Source organism: Rhodococcus sp. NPDC060086 (assembly GCF_042730275.1).
In the GTDB taxonomy this organism is placed as follows: Bacteria; Actinomycetota; Actinomycetes; order Mycobacteriales; family Mycobacteriaceae; genus Rhodococcus.
Genome location: NZ_JBHWWZ010000009.1, coordinates 42,660 through 57,510 on the forward strand (window position 1 = coordinate 42,660; position 14,851 = coordinate 57,510).

Consider the following 14,851-nt stretch of genomic DNA (forward strand, 5'->3'; position numbering starts at 1 on the left):
GCCAACCCCAATCTGATCCGTCGACCCGGCCGCTGCGACCGCGCTGAGTCCAGTCTGCCGCAGCTTCGGCTCCGACTCCGGTCCATGCGCCGGTGTGTCGGATCACGGTTCGGTGGCGTGAAGGGAGCTACTTGCCTACGGCCCGCTCGGCGATGCGCGCAAGGAGTCGCTTGTGCACCGCGTCGGGCAACATGTCGGAGACGTCGCCGCCGTAGGTGGCGACCTCCTTGACGAGCGAACTCGACAGGTAGCTGTAGACCGGGTTGGTGGCCACGAACAGGGTGTCGACACCGGTGAGCTTGTGGTTCATCTGCGCCATCTGCAGCTCGTAGTCGAAGTCGTTGGCACCGCGCAGCCCCTTGACGATCGCGGAGATCCCGTTCGCCGTCGCGTAGTCGACCAGCAGCCCCTGCCACGAGTCGACGCGCACGTTACCGAGGTGTGAGGTGGCTTCGGAGAGCATCTCGAGGCGCTCGGGCACTGTGAACATGCCCTGCTTGTTGGGGTTGATCACGATGGTGACCACGACCTCGTCGAATTGCACCGCGGTTCTGGCGATGACGTCGAGGTGTCCGTTGGTGACCGGGTCGAAGGATCCTGGGCATACCGCGCGGCTCATGAGTCAGCACCGTAACAGGCGGCGATCTCCACTCGTGTCTCGCCGTACTTCCGGATCCGGCCGACCTCGAAACCCGTGGGCCACGTGGTTTCCGGCGCCCGTGTGGAGCGTTCGAGCACGACGATCGAGCCCTCCCCCACCCAACCGTGATCCACCAGCGCGGTGAGCACCTCGGCCACCGCGTCCTCCGCGATCGCGTACGGAGGATCCGCGAAGACGATGTCGTATTCGCGGTCGGCACCCGCTGCCAGGACAGCGGCGACCGGCGCGGAGCGCAGCACCGCACCGGGCAGCCCCATGACGGTGATGTTGTCGCGGATCACCGCGGACGCCTTCGCATCGGATTCGACGAGCATCGCGTGCGACGCCCCTCGGGACAGTGCTTCGAGGCCGAGCGCGCCGGACCCCGCGTAGAGGTCCAGCACGACTGCCCCGTCGAGATCCATCCGTGCATCGAGCGAACTGAACAGTGCCTCGCGCACCCGCTCGGATGTCGGGCGAGTACCGCGGGGCGGCACCGTCAGGCGCCGCCCCCCGGCTCGACCGGCGACGATACGTGTCACTCGGCGCCGGCCTCCGTCGCCACGACCACGAGCAGATCTCCACCTTCAACCTGCTGGACGGGTCCGGCGGCGATGCGGGTGATCAGCCCGCCGCGGGGCGCCGTGATCGCCGCTTCCATCTTCATCGCCTCGATCGTGGCAACCGTGTCCCCGGCCGCGACCTTGTCGCCCTCGGAGACGACGAGCGTGACCGTGCCCGCGAACGGAGCCGCGACATGACCCGGATCGTTGCGGTCTGCCTTCTCCGCCACGGGGACCTCGCTGGCGATCGACCGGTCACGCACCGACACCGGGCGAAGCTGCCCGTTGAGCAGGCACATCACGGTGCGGAAACCGCGGGCGTCGGCGTCGGAGATCGCTTCGAGCCCGATGAGCAGTTCGACGCCCTTGCCGAGCTTGACGCGGTGTTCCTCGCCGTGCCGCAGTCCGTAGAAGAACTGGTTCGCCGACAACTCGGTGGTGTCGCCGTACTGCTCGCGGTGCTGCTCGAACTCGCGGGCCGGTCCGGCGAACAGCAGCCGGTTGAGGGTGCGGCGACGCTCGTTCGACGACCCTGCCAGGCCCTTCTCCTCCTCGTCCGTCAACGGCGTTTCGGGCTTCGGTTCGCCACGCCCGGAGAGCGCCTTCGAACGGAACGGCTCCGGCCAGCCACCGGCCGGTGTTCCGAGGTCGCCGCGCAGGAACCCGATGACCGAATCCGGGATGTCGAACTTGCCGGGCTCGGCCGCGAAGTCCTCGACCGATACGCCCGCACCCACCAGGTGCAGAGCGAGGTCACCGACCACCTTCGACGACGGCGTCACCTTGATCAGGCGACCCAGCAGTCGGTCGGCGCCGGCGTAGGCGGCCTCGACATCCTCGAACCGATCTCCGAGACCGAGCGCGATGGCCTGCTGACGGAGGTTCGACAGCTGTCCACCGGGGATCTCGTGCGTGTAGACGCGGCCGGTCGGCGCGGGCAGGCCCGACTCGAACGGTGCGTACACGCGGCGCAGTGCCTCCCAGTACGGCTCGAGGTCGCACACGGCCTGCAGATCGAGGCCGGTGTCGAATTCGCTGTGCGCCGCTGCCGCGACGATCGCCGACAATGCCGGCTGGCTCGTGGTGCCCGCGAGCGCCGCAGAGGCGCCGTCGACTGCGTCGGCACCGGCGTGCCAGGCCGCGACGTAGGTCGCGAGCTGACCGCCCGGAGTGTCGTGGGTATGCACGTGCACCGGCAGATCGAAGTTGCTGCGCAGCGCCTTGACCAGAGTGGCCGCGGCGGGAGCACGGAGCAGACCCGCCATGTCCTTGATCGCGATGATGTGCGCGCCGGCGTCGACGATCTGCTCGGCCAGCTTCAGGTAGTAGTCGAGCGTGTAGAGCGTCTCGTTCGGATTCGACAGGTCGCCGGTGTACGACAGTGCGACCTCGGCGAGCGTGGTGCCCGTCTCGCGCACCGCGTCGATCGCCGGACGCATCTGGTCGACGTTGTTGAGCGCATCGAAGATGCGGAAGATGTCGATGCCGGTGTCGGCGGCCTCCTGCACGAACGCGCGCGTCACGGCCTCCGGATACGGGGTGTATCCGACGGTGTTTCGGCCGCGCAGCAACATCTGCAGGTTGATGTTGGGGATCGCCTCACGCAGCGCCGCGAGCCGCTCCCAGGGGTCCTCGTGCAGGAAGCGAAGCGCCACATCGTAGGTCGCGCCGCCCCACGCCTCGATCGAGAGCAGTTCGGGGGTCATGCGAGCGACGTGACCGGCCACCGTGAGCAGGTCCTTGCTGCGCACGCGAGTCGCGAGCAGCGACTGATGTGCGTCGCGGAAGGTGGTGTCGGTGACGCCGACGCCCTTCTGTTCGCGCAGCGCCCGCGCGAAACCTTCGGGGCCTAGTTCGAGCAGGCGCTGCCGCGACCCGGGCGCAGGGGGCGCCGACAGGTCGATCGCAGGGAGCTTGTCGTGCGGGTACACCGTCGCGACCCGCTCGCCGTGCGGCTTGTTGACCGTGACGTCGGCGAGGTATTCGAGAATCTTCGTGCCACGGTCGGCCGAGCGTCGCTGCGTCAGCAGATGCGGGCGCTCTTCGATGAACGAGGTCGTCACGCGACCCGCGCGGAAATCCTCGTCGTCGAGGACGGCCTGGAGGAACGGGATGTTCGTCGCCACACCTCGGATGCGGAACTCGGTCACCGCGCGACGGGCGCGGGCGACGGCGGCCTCGAGGTCGCGGCCGCGGCACGTGAGTTTGACCAGCATCGAGTCGAAGTGCGCCGAGATCTCCGCGCCGACCGAGGTGCCTCCGTCGAGACGGATACCTGCACCCCCCGGGGTGCGGTAGCCGGTGATGCGGCCGGTGTCCGGACGGAAACCGTTGGCCGGATCCTCCGTGGTGATGCGGCACTGCAGTGCCGCACCGTGGATGCGGATCGCGTCCTGGCTCAGACCGAGGTCGGCCAAGCTCTCGCCCGAGGCGATCCTCAGCTGCGCCTGCACCAGATCCACATCGGTGATCTCCTCGGTCACCGTGTGCTCGACCTGGATGCGCGGGTTCATCTCGATGAAGACGTGCTTGCCGCGCTCGTCGAGGAGGAACTCGACCGTTCCCGCGCACTGGTAGCCGATCTGCTCGGCGAACGCGACGGCGTCCGCGCAGATCCGGTCGCGGAGTTCCGGGTCCAGGTTGGGGGCCGGTGCAAGCTCGATGACCTTCTGATGGCGGCGCTGCACCGAGCAGTCCCGCTCGTAGAGGTGGATGACGTTGCCGTGCTTGTCGGCCAGGATCTGCACCTCGATGTGGCGAGGGTTGACCACGGCCTGCTCGAGGAAGACGGTCGGATCACCGAATGCCGCGTCGGCCTCGCGGGACGCCGCCTCGATCGATTCGCGCAGCTGCGCGGGCTCGGCGACACGTCGCATACCGCGTCCACCGCCACCCGCCACGGCCTTGACGAACACCGGGAATGTCATCGTCTCCGAGGCCGCGACGAGCGCGTCGATATCCGCAGACGGCTCCGACGATGCCAGCACCGGCAGGCCCGCCGCCTTCGCCGCCGCGATCGCACGCGCCTTGTTGCCGGTCAGTTCGAGGATCTCGGTGGACGGTCCGACGAAGGTGATGCCCGCCCGATCGCATGCCGCGGCGAGGTCCGGGTTCTCGGACAGGAAGCCGTAGCCGGGGTAGACCGCGTCGGCGCCCACCGACGCGGCTGCACTGACGATCTCGTCGACCGAAAGGTATGCCCGCACGGGGTGGCCTTCCTCGCCGATCTGGTACGCCTCGTCGGCCTTCAGGCGATGCAGGGACTTGCGGTCTTCGTACGGAAACACCGCGACCGTTTCTGCACCCAGTTCGTAGGCAGCGCGAAAGGCGCGGATTGCGATCTCGCCTCGATTGGCGACAAGCACTTTGGAGAACATTGCACGACGGTACCGCGCCCGAACAGCACTTCCTCCTCCGGGATTCCACATCTCGAGACAATCCCGCGTTGATGCGGGACTGTAACGATGCAGTCGTCGCTGAGGAAACATCGCGGCAATCTGCAGAGTCCCAGAGCCGTAACAGAACACGCCGGGCGTGCTACCTCCGAATGAACATCGAGGGCTTGTGCCGGTCCGCGGAGACCGCTTTTCTGTAACCGACAGTCCACGGTCCGAGACACTGCGCGACCGACGGCCCCCGCGTCCTCGATCAGGATTTCTCGAGAAACTCGGTCTTGCTGGTATCGAGCGCAGCGTCCACCATGCTCGCGAGGCCCGGGTGGTGCTTCAGCTCCGGATCTTCGTCCGTGATCTCCCGGGCGAACCGCTGAGCGGCGGCGATCACCTCGACATCGTCGACGAGCGACAACAGGCGCAGGGTCGACACCGTTCCGGACTGGGCGACGCCGAGAACGTCTCCTTCACGACGCAGCTGCAGATCGAGCTGGGCGAGTTCGAAGCCGTCGGTCGTGCCTGCAACCGCCTCGAGTCTGGCCATCGTCGGACTTCCGGGTTTGGTGTCGGTGATGAGCAGACACAGGCCCTGATGACCGCCTCGCCCGACACGGCCACGAAGCTGATGCAGCTGGCTGACACCGAACCGGTCGGCATCGACGATGACCATCACCGTCGCATTCGGTACGTCGACGCCGACCTCGACGACCGTGGTGCACACCAGCACGTCGATCGCGCCCGACCCGAAGTCGCGCATCGCCGTGTCCTTCTCGTCACCGGGGAGCCGCCCGTGCAGCAATCCGACACTCAAGCCGGCCAGCGGACCGCTGGTCAGTTCGTCGAACTGCTGCAGCACCGATTTGGTGTCGGGCGGCTTCTGCTTGCCCTTCTTCCCGGTGGCGGTCTCGTCGAGGAGTTCGAAGGCGGCAGGGTCGAAGGCAGCGTCGTCGTCGGCATCTCCGTCGCCGATCCGCGAGCACACGACATACGCCTGACGTCCTTCCGCGACCTCTTCACGGATGCGTTCCCATGCCCGATCGACCCACGTCGGATGAACTTTCGCCGGCACCACACGACTGACGATCGGGGAACGCCCCCTCGGCAACTCACGCAGGGTCGACACTTCGAGATCTCCGAGCACCGTCATCGCGATGGTCCGCGGGATCGGTGTCGCGGTCATCACCAGGACGTGCGGGGCCGCGCCGTCGCGGCCGCGGGAACGCAACTTGTCGCGTTGCTCGACACCGAATCGGTGCTGCTCGTCGATCACGACCAGTCCGAGGTCGAAGAAGTCGACGTTGTCTTCGATGAGAGCGTGGGTGCCGATGACGATGCCCGCGTCGCCGGTGATCGCCTCGTTCAGCGCCTGCCGCTTCTGCGCTGTCTTCATGGAGCCGGTCAGGAGCGTGATTCGGGTGGCGAGCGCGTGGGCGCCGAGCTCCCCTGCAGCGGCGAGGTCGCCGAGCATCGCGGTGAGTGAGCGTGCGTGCTGCGCTGCGAGAACTTCGGTGGGCGCGAGCAGTACACACTGGTGACCGGAATCGATCACCTGCAGCATCGCCCGCAACGCGACGATCGTCTTGCCGGAACCCACCTCGCCCTGCAGCAGCCGGTTCATCGGGTGGTCCTGCGACAGATCCGCGGAGATCTCCTCGGCCACCGACAGCTGTCCTTCGGTCAGCTCGAACGGCAACCGGCGATCGAACTCGTCCGCGAGCGCATCCGGCCTGCGCGGACACTTCGGTGCGCTGCGCACCTCGACGTCGTGGCGCCGACGGGCCATCACCAGCTGCACGGCGGCGGCCTCGTCGAACCGCAACCGTTCCCGCGCTCGGGTGACGTCGTCTTTGGAATCGGGCAGGTGGATGGTGCGCAGCGCCTCGTCGAGTCCGATCAGGGAGTGTTCGCCGCGCACCCCGTCCGGGAGCGGATCATCGACGGAGTCGAGCTGATCGAGCACCTGCCGGACACACCGCATCACGGTCCACGACTCCACATCGCGGGTGGCGGGATACATCGGGATCAGTGCCCGATCGAAGATCGACATGTCGATGCCGTCGCCGCCCTGTGCGCTGCGTGCCAATCCCGCCAACGCACCGGCTCCACGAACCCGCACCGATGCGGGCGCGGCGCCGCCGACTTCGGGCTCGCGTGGTTCGGGCAGGATCACATAGCTCGGATGCGCCAGGCTCCACTTGTCGCGAAAGTATTTGACGGTGCCCGAGAACATGCCGCGCACACCGGGCTTGATGTTGTATTTGACCTTGTGCGGGTTGAAGAAGGTGACATCGATCTTGTGCCGGTCGGACACGAGCACCACAGCCAGCCGTGTACCGGGCCTGCTCTTCATCCTGACCTCGTCGGCCTTCTCCACACGGGCGATGATCGTCACGTGTTCGCCCTCGACCGGCTGGGTGTCGCCCAGTTCGGCGCCCTGGGTGGCGTAGCGGTGCGGGTAGTGCCGCAACAGGTCTTCCACCGTGGTCATCCCGAACGCCTCGGACAACTTGTCGGCGGTCTTCCGGCCGAGGAGATGATCGAGGCGGTCCGCGAGTGTCGCCACTGCCGTCCCTTCCGTTCCGTGCGGTGACCCTCCGAGGTCACCGGCTACTCGACGCCGAGCTGCAGCAGGTCGCTGCGCTGGCCCCCCTGGTACACCACGACCTCGAGTTCGGGGTGGTGGTCGTCGAGGTAGCGGGTCAGTTGTTCGGCGAGACCGTCGGGCGCGCCGTCGCCGACGAGCATCGTCACGAGCTCACCGCCCGCAGCGAGGATCTTGTCGAGCAGCGACACACCCGCTGCCACAAGATCATGCTCGATGACTACGACATCTCGACCGGCGAGCCCGAGACTGTCGCCCGGCTCGCACGTTCCGACCCAGGTCAAGGCACGTTCGGTCGCATATCGCAGCGACCCCCAACGGGTGGCCGCGGCTGCTTCCGACATCGCGAACGCGTCATCGACGGTCGCGCGCCCCGGGTCGTGCACGGCGAGGGACGCCAGTCCCTGGATCATCGAGGAACTCGGAAGAAACATCACCTCCCGGTATCCGTCTCTGGCCTGGGCTCCCACCGCGACGATGTGCTGCTCGGGCACCCAGCCGTTGGGGAGGACGAGGACGTCCGCGCTCGGCAACGACCGGATCGCGTCGAGCAGCAGGCGGGGGTCGGCCGCTGTCTCTTCCGAGAGAACGGTGGCTCCCTCGGCGTCGAACAATGCCGCGGCGCCATCGCCCGACACGATCGCAAGGACCGCGCGGCCGGAACCCGGCACCGGGATCCGCTGAACCGGAGCGCTCCGGTCACACGACCCCGCACGGTGTGCTTCCAGCGCAAAGCCTGTGATGGCAATGCGTCGCAGTCTGCCCGCCGCGATTCCCGCCTCGACCGCGGCACCGGGGTCGCAGCAATGCACGTGGACCGACCACCCGGCAGAGCCGTCACTCACGATCGCGACCGAATCGCCCAGTTCGCCGAGCCGGGCTCGGAGCATTCCGATCCGCGCGCGATCGGATCCGTCGACGATGTACATGACCTCGTAGTCCTGCGACACGCCGTCGTGTTCGACGACGGCGTGGTCCGCGATGTCGCGACCCCCGGCGTCCGTGACGGGGGTGCTGGTGAGGCGCAGACGACGGTCGGGACGCTGCCCCGACACGATTTCGACGAGGCAGTCGAGCAAGATCAGCAGACCGAGACCGCCTGCATCGACGACTCCGGCCGCGGCGAGAACATCGAGCTGTTCGGTCGTGTCCTCGAGGGCCGTCGCCGCGGCATCCGCGGCAGCCCAGACGGCGATCTGCAATGACTTCGTGTCGACCACAGCGCGTCCCGCTCCGCCCGCGGCCGCGCGCAGCACGGTGACGACCGTGCCCTCCGTGGGGGTGCTCAGCGCACCGGTGACGGTGGTGGCGGCGCGGTCCAGAGCGCGGGCGAAGTCGCGGCCGTCGACGGTGTTCAGCCCCGCGATCGAGTCCGCGACGCCGCGGAGCCCCTGCGCGAGGATGACCCCGGAGTTGCCGCGCGCTCCGACGAACGCGCCGCGGGCCAGCGCTTCGGCGACCGCTCCTACCGAGAGCGCACCGTCGACGGGTCCGCCGAGTTCATCGGCGGCGGCACGCAGGGTCGCGAGGAGGTTGGTGCCGGTGTCTCCGTCTGGGACCGGGAAGACGTTGAGGGTGTTGATCTCGTGGCAGCGTTCGCCGAGAGTATCCAGCCCCAGCTCGACCCACCGACGCAACGCTCGACCGTCGACGCCCTCACCGACCTCGAGCACCCGATCAACCCCTTTTCCTGCGCACTCGTACACTCGTGGAAAGCCTAGCTGCGCCGCGATCACGTGTCCGGTTTGGTCTTACGCAGTCCGGATGGTTAAGCTGGTCCGGTTGCCTGACACGGGTGACGACGATCCCCGTGTCTGTGGCCGCACAGACAGAAGATATCCACTAGACACAAGGAGTTCGCGACATGGCTGCCGTCTGCGACGTATGCGCCAAGGGCCCCGGCTTCGGGAAGTCGGTCTCGCACTCGCACCGGCGTACCAACCGTCGCTGGAACCCGAACATCCAGAGCGTCCGCGCTCAGGTTGCACCGGGCAACACCCGCAAGATGAACGTGTGCACCTCCTGCCTGAAGGCAGGAAAGGTCGCTCGCGGCTGATCCCGGTTGAGTTGTAATCAAGGCCCCCGGTGCGTAATGCACCGGGGGCCTTGATCGTTCGGCCGCCAGTACCGATATGGTGCGACGGTGACCGAAAACCTACAGTCCCTCGTACGCGTGGAGGACGGTGTGCTGCGGATCGCCGTGGCCACCGCCGAACACGGCACGTCGTTGTCCCCCGAAGGTATGAGGCAGGGCATCGCAGCCCTGCGTTCGGCCGGCCCCGAGATCGGCGCTGTCCTGCTGGTCGGCGAGGGCGCAAACTTCTGCGCGGGTGGAAACGTCCGTGGCTTCGCCGCGGCCGAAGACCGCAGCGCCCACCTGTTCGACATCGCGAACCTCTTCCACGACTTCGTTCGCGCGCTCGACGCGATCGCGGTGCCCGTCGTCGCCGCGGTGCACGGCTGGGCGGCCGGTGCCGGCATGAGCATCGTGCTGCACGCCGATATCGCGTTCGCAGGTCCCGCAACCAAGCTGCGGGCCGCCTACCCGTCGATCGGATTCACCCCGGACGGCGGCATGTCGTGGACTCTGCCGCGCGTCGTAGGACTCGCCCGTGCGCGCGAACTCATCCTCACCGACGCTGTGATCAGCGCTGAGGAAGGAGTCCGGCTCGGATTGCTCAGCCGGATCGTCGGCGACGACGAGATCCAGGGCGAGGCCCTCCGGATCGCACGCACCCTGGCGCACGGTCCGACCGCGGCCTACGCGGGTATCCACCGTCTGGTGAACGATTCCGTGCATCGGTCATTGTCCGAACAGCTGGATGCCGAGGCTGCATCGATCTCCGCCGCAGCAACCACCCCGACCGGTGTCGAAGGTGTGGACGCGTTCGTCGAGAAGCGTCGCCCCGACTGGTCGCTGGGCGCCAACGCCGAACAGCAGTGATGGTCGCGAGCCGCTGGGCTGTCGCGAGCCGCTCCGCTACGGCAGACGCCAGTCCACCGGCTCGCCACCCTGCTCTATCAGCAACGCGTTCGCGCGACTGAACGGCTTCGATCCGAAGAATCCGCGCGACGCCGACAGCGGCGATGGATGCGCAGACTCGACAGTAGGGACACCGCCGAGCATGGGGCGAAGGGTGGCCGCGTCGCGACCCCACAGAATCGCGACGAGCGGGGTCTCTCGCGCGACGAGCGCGCGGATCGCCTGTTCGGTGACACCCTCCCACCCTTTGCGCCGATGTGATGCCGGTTCTCCCGGTTGCACGGTGAGCACCCTGTTGAGCAGCAGCACGCCCTGTTCCGACCAGGGTGTCAGATCGCCGTTGGTGGGTTGCGGCAATCCGAGGTCTTCGCCGTACTCGCGGTAGATGTTGGCGAGACTGCGCGGGATGGGCCGCACGTCCGGTGCGACGGAGAAGCTCAGTCCGACCGCGTGGCCGGGCGTCGGGTACGGGTCCTGGCCGACGATCAGCACCCGCACGCGGTCGAACGGGTGGGTGAACGCACGAAGGACGTGGTCGCCGGAGGGTAGGTACCTGCGTCCGGCTGCGATCTCCGCCCTCAGGAACGTGCCCATCTCGGTGATGTCGCCGGCGACGGGCGCGAGGGCTTCCGCCCAGCCCGGGTCGACGATCTCCGACAACGGCTTCGCTTCCCGCTCGGTTGTCTGTTCGCTCACGTCAGGAACTCCTCGGTCGATCTGTCTGCCTGTCGATACGGTTCGGGGCCGATCGCTGCGACCCGATCAGTCGATACGACCCGATCACTCGATACGACGCAGCGCCGTGCGGTAGTAGTCGGCGTTCGCGGCGTACATCTTCGCGTTCGCGTCGAAGTGGCCCTCGGGCAACTCGAATCCGTCACGGATCTTCGCGGGGATCCCCATCGCCATCCGGCGCGCCGGGAGCTCGAAGCGCGGCGGGATCAGGGCGCCGGCCGCAACCTGGGCGCCCTCACCGATCGTGGATCCGTTGAGCACGAGCGAACCCGACCCGATCAGCGCGCCGTCACCGATCGTGGCGCCCTCGATGTGGGTGTTGTGGCCGATCACGCACCGCGCGCCGAGGATCGTGTCGTCGATCGCGGTGCAGTGGATGATCGTGCCGTCCTGGATGTTCGTTTCCTCGCCGATGACGATCCGGCCGTAGTCGGCCCGCAGGACCGCGGTCGGCCACACGGAAGCGTGAGCGCCGAGGGTGACGTTGCCGATGACCACCGCGTCGGGGTGCACGTAGGCGGTGGGGTGGATGTCGGGAGTGCGGTCGCCGAGCGCGTAAACAGCCATGCCGAAAACCTATCTCGAGGTTGCCGACCCGAAACTCTCCCACCCACCCGGTGACTCCCGGGTCCGGCCGTCGACGGTCACACCGCTGCCGTCGTGCACGCGGCCGATTCGTCGCCACCCGTCCGGCAACTCCACTTCGGGCGGAAAGCATGCGGCGAGGGCATGATCCTCGCCTCCCGTGAGCACCCAGCCCCACGGGTCGGCTCCGAGTTCCTCCGCCGCGGCCGTCAGGCGTGGTCCGGGTTCGACGGTGTGCTGTTCCACGGTGATCGCGACGGCCGACGCGACCGCGATGTGCCCGAGGTCGGCGAGTAGCCCGTCGGAGATGTCGGTACCTGCATGAGCCCCGGCGAGCACGGCCCCTACCCCGGCCTCGTAAGGCGGTGACGGAACCCGGTGGGCGTCGACGAGATCAGTGAATCCGGTGTGTTCGGCCTCGAGCAGGGCCAGTCCCGCCGCGGACGCTCCGGTGCTACCGGCGAGCGCGACGATGTCGCCTGCGCGCGCCTCCGAACGCAGCAGCGGTGCGCGCCCCTGCAGATCACCGAGCACGGTGACGGCCACGATCACCTGATCGGCCTGGACGAGGTCTCCCCCGACTACGCCGGCACCGATCGCTTCGGCGGCTTCACCGATACCCGCGGAGATCCCGTCGAGCACCGACACCGGAGTGTCGGGCGGGCAGCCGAGCCCCACGAGGAATGCGATGGGTCGCGCTCCCATCGCGGCGACGTCCGCACCGTTCTGCGCCACGGCCTTGCGCCCGACGTCGTACGGTGACGACCAGTCGAGCCGGAAATGGCGGCCTTCGACGAGTATGTCGGTGGAGACCGCGACCCGGCCGTCCGCCGCCGCCACGATGGCGGCGTCGTGACCGGGGCCCACCAGCGTCGTGGTGGGCTGTCGCCGACCGGAGGCCGCGCGGGCGATCGTGGGGAACTCCCCCACCTCGGCGACGGTGAGTTCCCGCTCGGAGCTGCTGGACGAACCGATCGGATTCGACACGGTGATTGGCGCCTCTTTCTCGATCGGCTGTGGTCGGGCGGAGTGCGCACCCTGCTAGCGTCGTCAAACGCTACCTTCCTACCCGCTCACTCTCCGATTCCGGGAAGACGATGAACGACAACTCTGCGCCCGACCCCGATCCGACTGCGGCGGATGCCACCGAGACCGCCGCTGAGGAGCCCCGTCGTAGCCCCGCGGTGATCGCGACGGCGGTCGCGCTTCCCATTGCACTGCTCACGGGCATCGTCGTGGCAGCCGTCATGGTGTCGCGTAATCCCGTGACGAGCCCGGTGGGGCTGGGACCGGTCCCCGCGCCCGAAGCGGAATCGAGCGCGTGCACCGATCTGCTCGCCGCACTTCCCCAGGACATCGGCGACTTCGCCCGGGCAGAGCTGGCAGACCCCGCACCGGTCGGTGCGGCAGCATGGCAGGCCGCCGATGCCTCCGAGGTGGTCGTGCGGTGCGGTCTCGAACGGCCCGCCGAGTTCGATCAGGCCGCTGCGTTGCAGATCATCGACGGGGTGCAGTGGTTCGAGGTCTCGGGCGCCGAGCAGGGTATCGATGCCAGCACGTGGTATGTCGTGGACCGTCCGGTCTATGTCGCGCTGACCGTCCCGAACGGCTCGGGTCCGACGCCTCTGCAAGAGATCTCGGCGGCGGTGGCCGATGTCCTGCCGCAGCAGGAGATCGACCCGGCTCCGGTGGAAGGTCCTTGAGTCGTCTCACTCACCGCGCGTGCATGGATCCGGTCTGCTCGAACCGCTGATGGAATCCGAAGGCCTCTCCGAGTAGGTGCGGTGTGTGCCCCGTGCCCTCGGCGGCTTCGGCACGGTCGACGTAGTCGGTCAGCTCCGCGCGGTAGTCGGGATGTGCACATTTCTCGATGACCACCCGTGAACGTCGGCGCGGCGAAAGACCTCGCAGGTCTGCAAGGCCCTGCTCGGTGACCAGCACCTGCACGTCGTGCTCGGTGTGGTCCACATGGGGCACCATCGGCACGATCGAGGAGATGGCGCCGTTGCGGGCGGTGGACGGACTGAGGAACATCGACAGGTAGCCGTTGCGGGCGAAGTCACCGGAACCGCCGATCCCGTTCATGATCCGCGTGCCCATCACATGGGTGGAGTTGACGTTGCCGTAGATGTCGGCCTCGAGCATTCCGTTCATGCCGATGATGCCGAGTCGCCGCACGATTTCCGGATGGTTACTGATCTCCTGGGGCCGAAGCAGAATGCGTTCGCGGTAGAAATCGATGTTGTTGACCAATTTGTCGAGCCCGCTCTCCGACAGCGCCAACGCGGTCGCGGAGGCGAATCGCACCGTGCCGTCCTCGATCAGCTGCAGCATGCCGTCCTGGATGACCTCGGAGTAGCAGGTCAGTCCCTGGTACGGGCCGCGGGACAGGCCGGCGAGGACCGCGTTGGCGACATTGCCGATCCCGGCCTGCAGGGGAAGCAGGGTGTCGGCAGGCAGGCGGCCGGCCGCCACCTCGTGGCCGAAGAAATCCAGGACGTGGATCGCGATCGCCTCGCTGGTGGCGTCCTGCGGGGTCAGCTTGCTCGGACTGTCGGGTGCGTGGGTTTCCACCACCGCGACGACGCGCTCGGGGTCGACCACGAAGTGAGGCTGCCCGATCCGGTCGTCCACGCCGGTGAGAAGGATCGGTGTGCGGTGCGGTGGCAGCGCGGTGCCGTAGTAGATGTCGTGGCAGCCCGCGAGTCCTTCCGGGATCCAGGAGTTGACCTCGAGTACGATCCGCTCGGCCATGTCGAGCCAGGTCTTGCTGTTGCCGACGGATGTCGCCGCGATCAACTCACCCGATTCGGTGATACCGGCGATCTCCACCACCGCGACGTCGATCCTGCCGTAGTAGCCCTCCCAGACCTGCTGTGCGACGTGCGACAGGTGAATGTCGACGTAGTCCATCCGTCCTGCATTGATGCAGGCACGCGCGGTGGCCTCGGACTGGTAAGGCATCCGTAGCGCGACCCCATCGGTCTCGGCGAGCAGACGCTCGGTCTCGGCCGACACCGAGGCACCGGTGAGCAGGTCGATGGCGAAGTCATCGCCGGCGGCACGAGCACGGCGAATTCGCTCAGCGAGGGCGGGGGTAACAGCTTTCGGGGTACCGGCACTGGCAAAACCACTGATCGCAACGGTGTCGCCGGGGTGGATGTACCGGACTGCCTCTTCCGCGGAGACGACCTTGTCGAGAAAATCCCGGTTCCTGATCCGAGTCGAATTCGAGATCGGGGGAGCGGAGGCAGCGCTGATCGACATGCGGGCAGTTTAGCGGCGGTAACAATCTGTCCCTCACGCTACCCATGCCCGCAGAACAGAAACCACCGTAACGTACAGAGAGTA

At 67.6% G+C, this 14,851-nt stretch carries 12 protein-coding genes; 3 read left to right on the forward strand and 9 right to left on the reverse strand.

The genetic code is table 11. From position 1 onward, the window contains the following. Positions 1 to 127: 127 nt before the first annotated feature. From coaD to ACFWB0_RS08070, 5 genes are all read right to left on the reverse strand, one after another. Positions 128 to 619, reverse strand: coding sequence for a pantetheine-phosphate adenylyltransferase (coaD, locus tag ACFWB0_RS08050; protein ID WP_378489910.1), 492 nt, complete (start codon positions 617 to 619; stop codon positions 128 to 130). Then, on the reverse strand, positions 616 to 1,182 hold the full coding sequence (gene rsmD, locus ACFWB0_RS08055; protein ID WP_378489911.1) for a 16S rRNA (guanine(966)-N(2))-methyltransferase RsmD: 567 nt from the start codon (positions 1,180 to 1,182) through the stop codon (positions 616 to 618). The genes coaD and rsmD overlap by 4 nt, the downstream gene beginning before the upstream one ends. Next, a complete protein-coding gene (locus tag ACFWB0_RS08060) occupies positions 1,179 to 4,580 on the reverse strand; it encodes a pyruvate carboxylase (RefSeq protein WP_378489912.1) in 3,402 nt (1,133 codons plus the stop codon). Before ACFWB0_RS08060 ends, rsmD begins: the two co-directional genes overlap by 4 nt. 271 nt (positions 4,581 to 4,851) lie before the next feature. Further along, positions 4,852 to 7,158, reverse strand: a complete 2,307-nt coding sequence (recG, locus tag ACFWB0_RS08065) for an ATP-dependent DNA helicase RecG (protein ID WP_378489913.1) — start codon at positions 7,156 to 7,158, stop codon at positions 4,852 to 4,854. Positions 7,159 to 7,202: 44 nt separating this feature from the next. Then, positions 7,203 to 8,870 carry a DAK2 domain-containing protein gene (locus ACFWB0_RS08070; RefSeq protein WP_378489914.1) on the reverse strand — a complete coding sequence of 556 codons (1,668 nt, stop codon included), beginning with the start codon at positions 8,868 to 8,870 and terminating at the stop codon, positions 7,203 to 7,205. Between the two features lie 191 nt (positions 8,871 to 9,061). On the opposite strand from ACFWB0_RS08070, the gene rpmB reads away from it, so the two are divergent. After that, positions 9,062 to 9,253 carry a 50S ribosomal protein L28 gene (gene rpmB / locus ACFWB0_RS08075; RefSeq protein ID WP_054720034.1) on the forward strand — a complete coding sequence of 64 codons (192 nt, stop codon included), beginning with the start codon at positions 9,062 to 9,064 and terminating at the stop codon, positions 9,251 to 9,253. An 87-nt stretch (positions 9,254 to 9,340) separates the two neighbouring features. Continuing rightward, a complete protein-coding gene (locus ACFWB0_RS08080) occupies positions 9,341 to 10,141 on the forward strand; it encodes an enoyl-CoA hydratase/isomerase family protein (RefSeq protein WP_378489915.1) in 801 nt (266 codons plus the stop codon). 36 nt (positions 10,142 to 10,177) lie between these two features. Here ACFWB0_RS08080 and ACFWB0_RS08085 read toward each other — a convergent pair whose 3' ends face one another. The 3 genes from ACFWB0_RS08085 to ACFWB0_RS08095 form a co-directional block, all read right to left on the reverse strand. Next, positions 10,178 to 10,876: a uracil-DNA glycosylase gene (locus ACFWB0_RS08085; protein ID WP_378489916.1), complete on the reverse strand. Its 699-nt coding sequence runs from the start codon at positions 10,874 to 10,876 to the stop codon at positions 10,178 to 10,180. Positions 10,877 to 10,960: 84 nt separating this feature from the next. Next, positions 10,961 to 11,482, reverse strand: coding sequence for a gamma carbonic anhydrase family protein (locus ACFWB0_RS08090; protein WP_378489917.1), 522 nt, complete (start codon positions 11,480 to 11,482; stop codon positions 10,961 to 10,963). Between the two features lie 9 nt (positions 11,483 to 11,491). Then, positions 11,492 to 12,487 (reverse strand): thiamine-phosphate kinase, encoded by a 996-nt coding sequence (locus tag ACFWB0_RS08095; RefSeq protein WP_378489918.1) that lies wholly within the window; start codon positions 12,485 to 12,487, stop codon positions 11,492 to 11,494. 110 nt (positions 12,488 to 12,597) lie between these two features. On the opposite strand from ACFWB0_RS08095, the gene ACFWB0_RS08100 reads away from it, so the two are divergent. Beyond that, positions 12,598 to 13,203, forward strand: a complete 606-nt coding sequence (locus ACFWB0_RS08100; RefSeq protein ID WP_378489919.1) for a DUF3515 domain-containing protein — start codon at positions 12,598 to 12,600, stop codon at positions 13,201 to 13,203. Positions 13,204 to 13,213: 10 nt separating this feature from the next. On the opposite strand, the gene ACFWB0_RS08105 is transcribed toward ACFWB0_RS08100, so the two are convergent. Beyond that, positions 13,214 to 14,767 carry an acetyl-CoA hydrolase/transferase family protein gene (locus ACFWB0_RS08105; RefSeq protein ID WP_378489920.1) on the reverse strand — a complete coding sequence of 518 codons (1,554 nt, stop codon included), beginning with the start codon at positions 14,765 to 14,767 and terminating at the stop codon, positions 13,214 to 13,216. Between the last annotated feature and the right edge of the window lie 84 nt (positions 14,768 to 14,851).

Excerpts from the sequence above, each read along its gene's own strand:
- coaD (WP_378489910.1), bottom strand. The coding sequence starts at position 619 with ATGAGCCGCGCGGTATGCCCAGGATCCTTCGACCCGGTCACCAACGGA.
- ACFWB0_RS08060 (WP_378489912.1), bottom strand. The coding sequence starts at position 4,580 with ATGTTCTCCAAAGTGCTTGTCGCCAATCGAGGCGAGATCGCAATCCGC.
- rpmB (WP_054720034.1), top strand. The coding sequence starts at position 9,062 with ATGGCTGCCGTCTGCGACGTATGCGCCAAGGGCCCCGGCTTCGGGAAG.
- ACFWB0_RS08090 (WP_378489917.1), bottom strand. The coding sequence starts at position 11,482 with ATGGCTGTTTACGCGCTCGGCGACCGCACTCCCGACATCCACCCCACC.
- ACFWB0_RS08100 (WP_378489919.1), top strand. The coding sequence starts at position 12,598 with ATGAACGACAACTCTGCGCCCGACCCCGATCCGACTGCGGCGGATGCC.
- ACFWB0_RS08105 (WP_378489920.1), bottom strand. The coding sequence starts at position 14,767 with ATGTCGATCAGCGCTGCCTCCGCTCCCCCGATCTCGAATTCGACTCGG.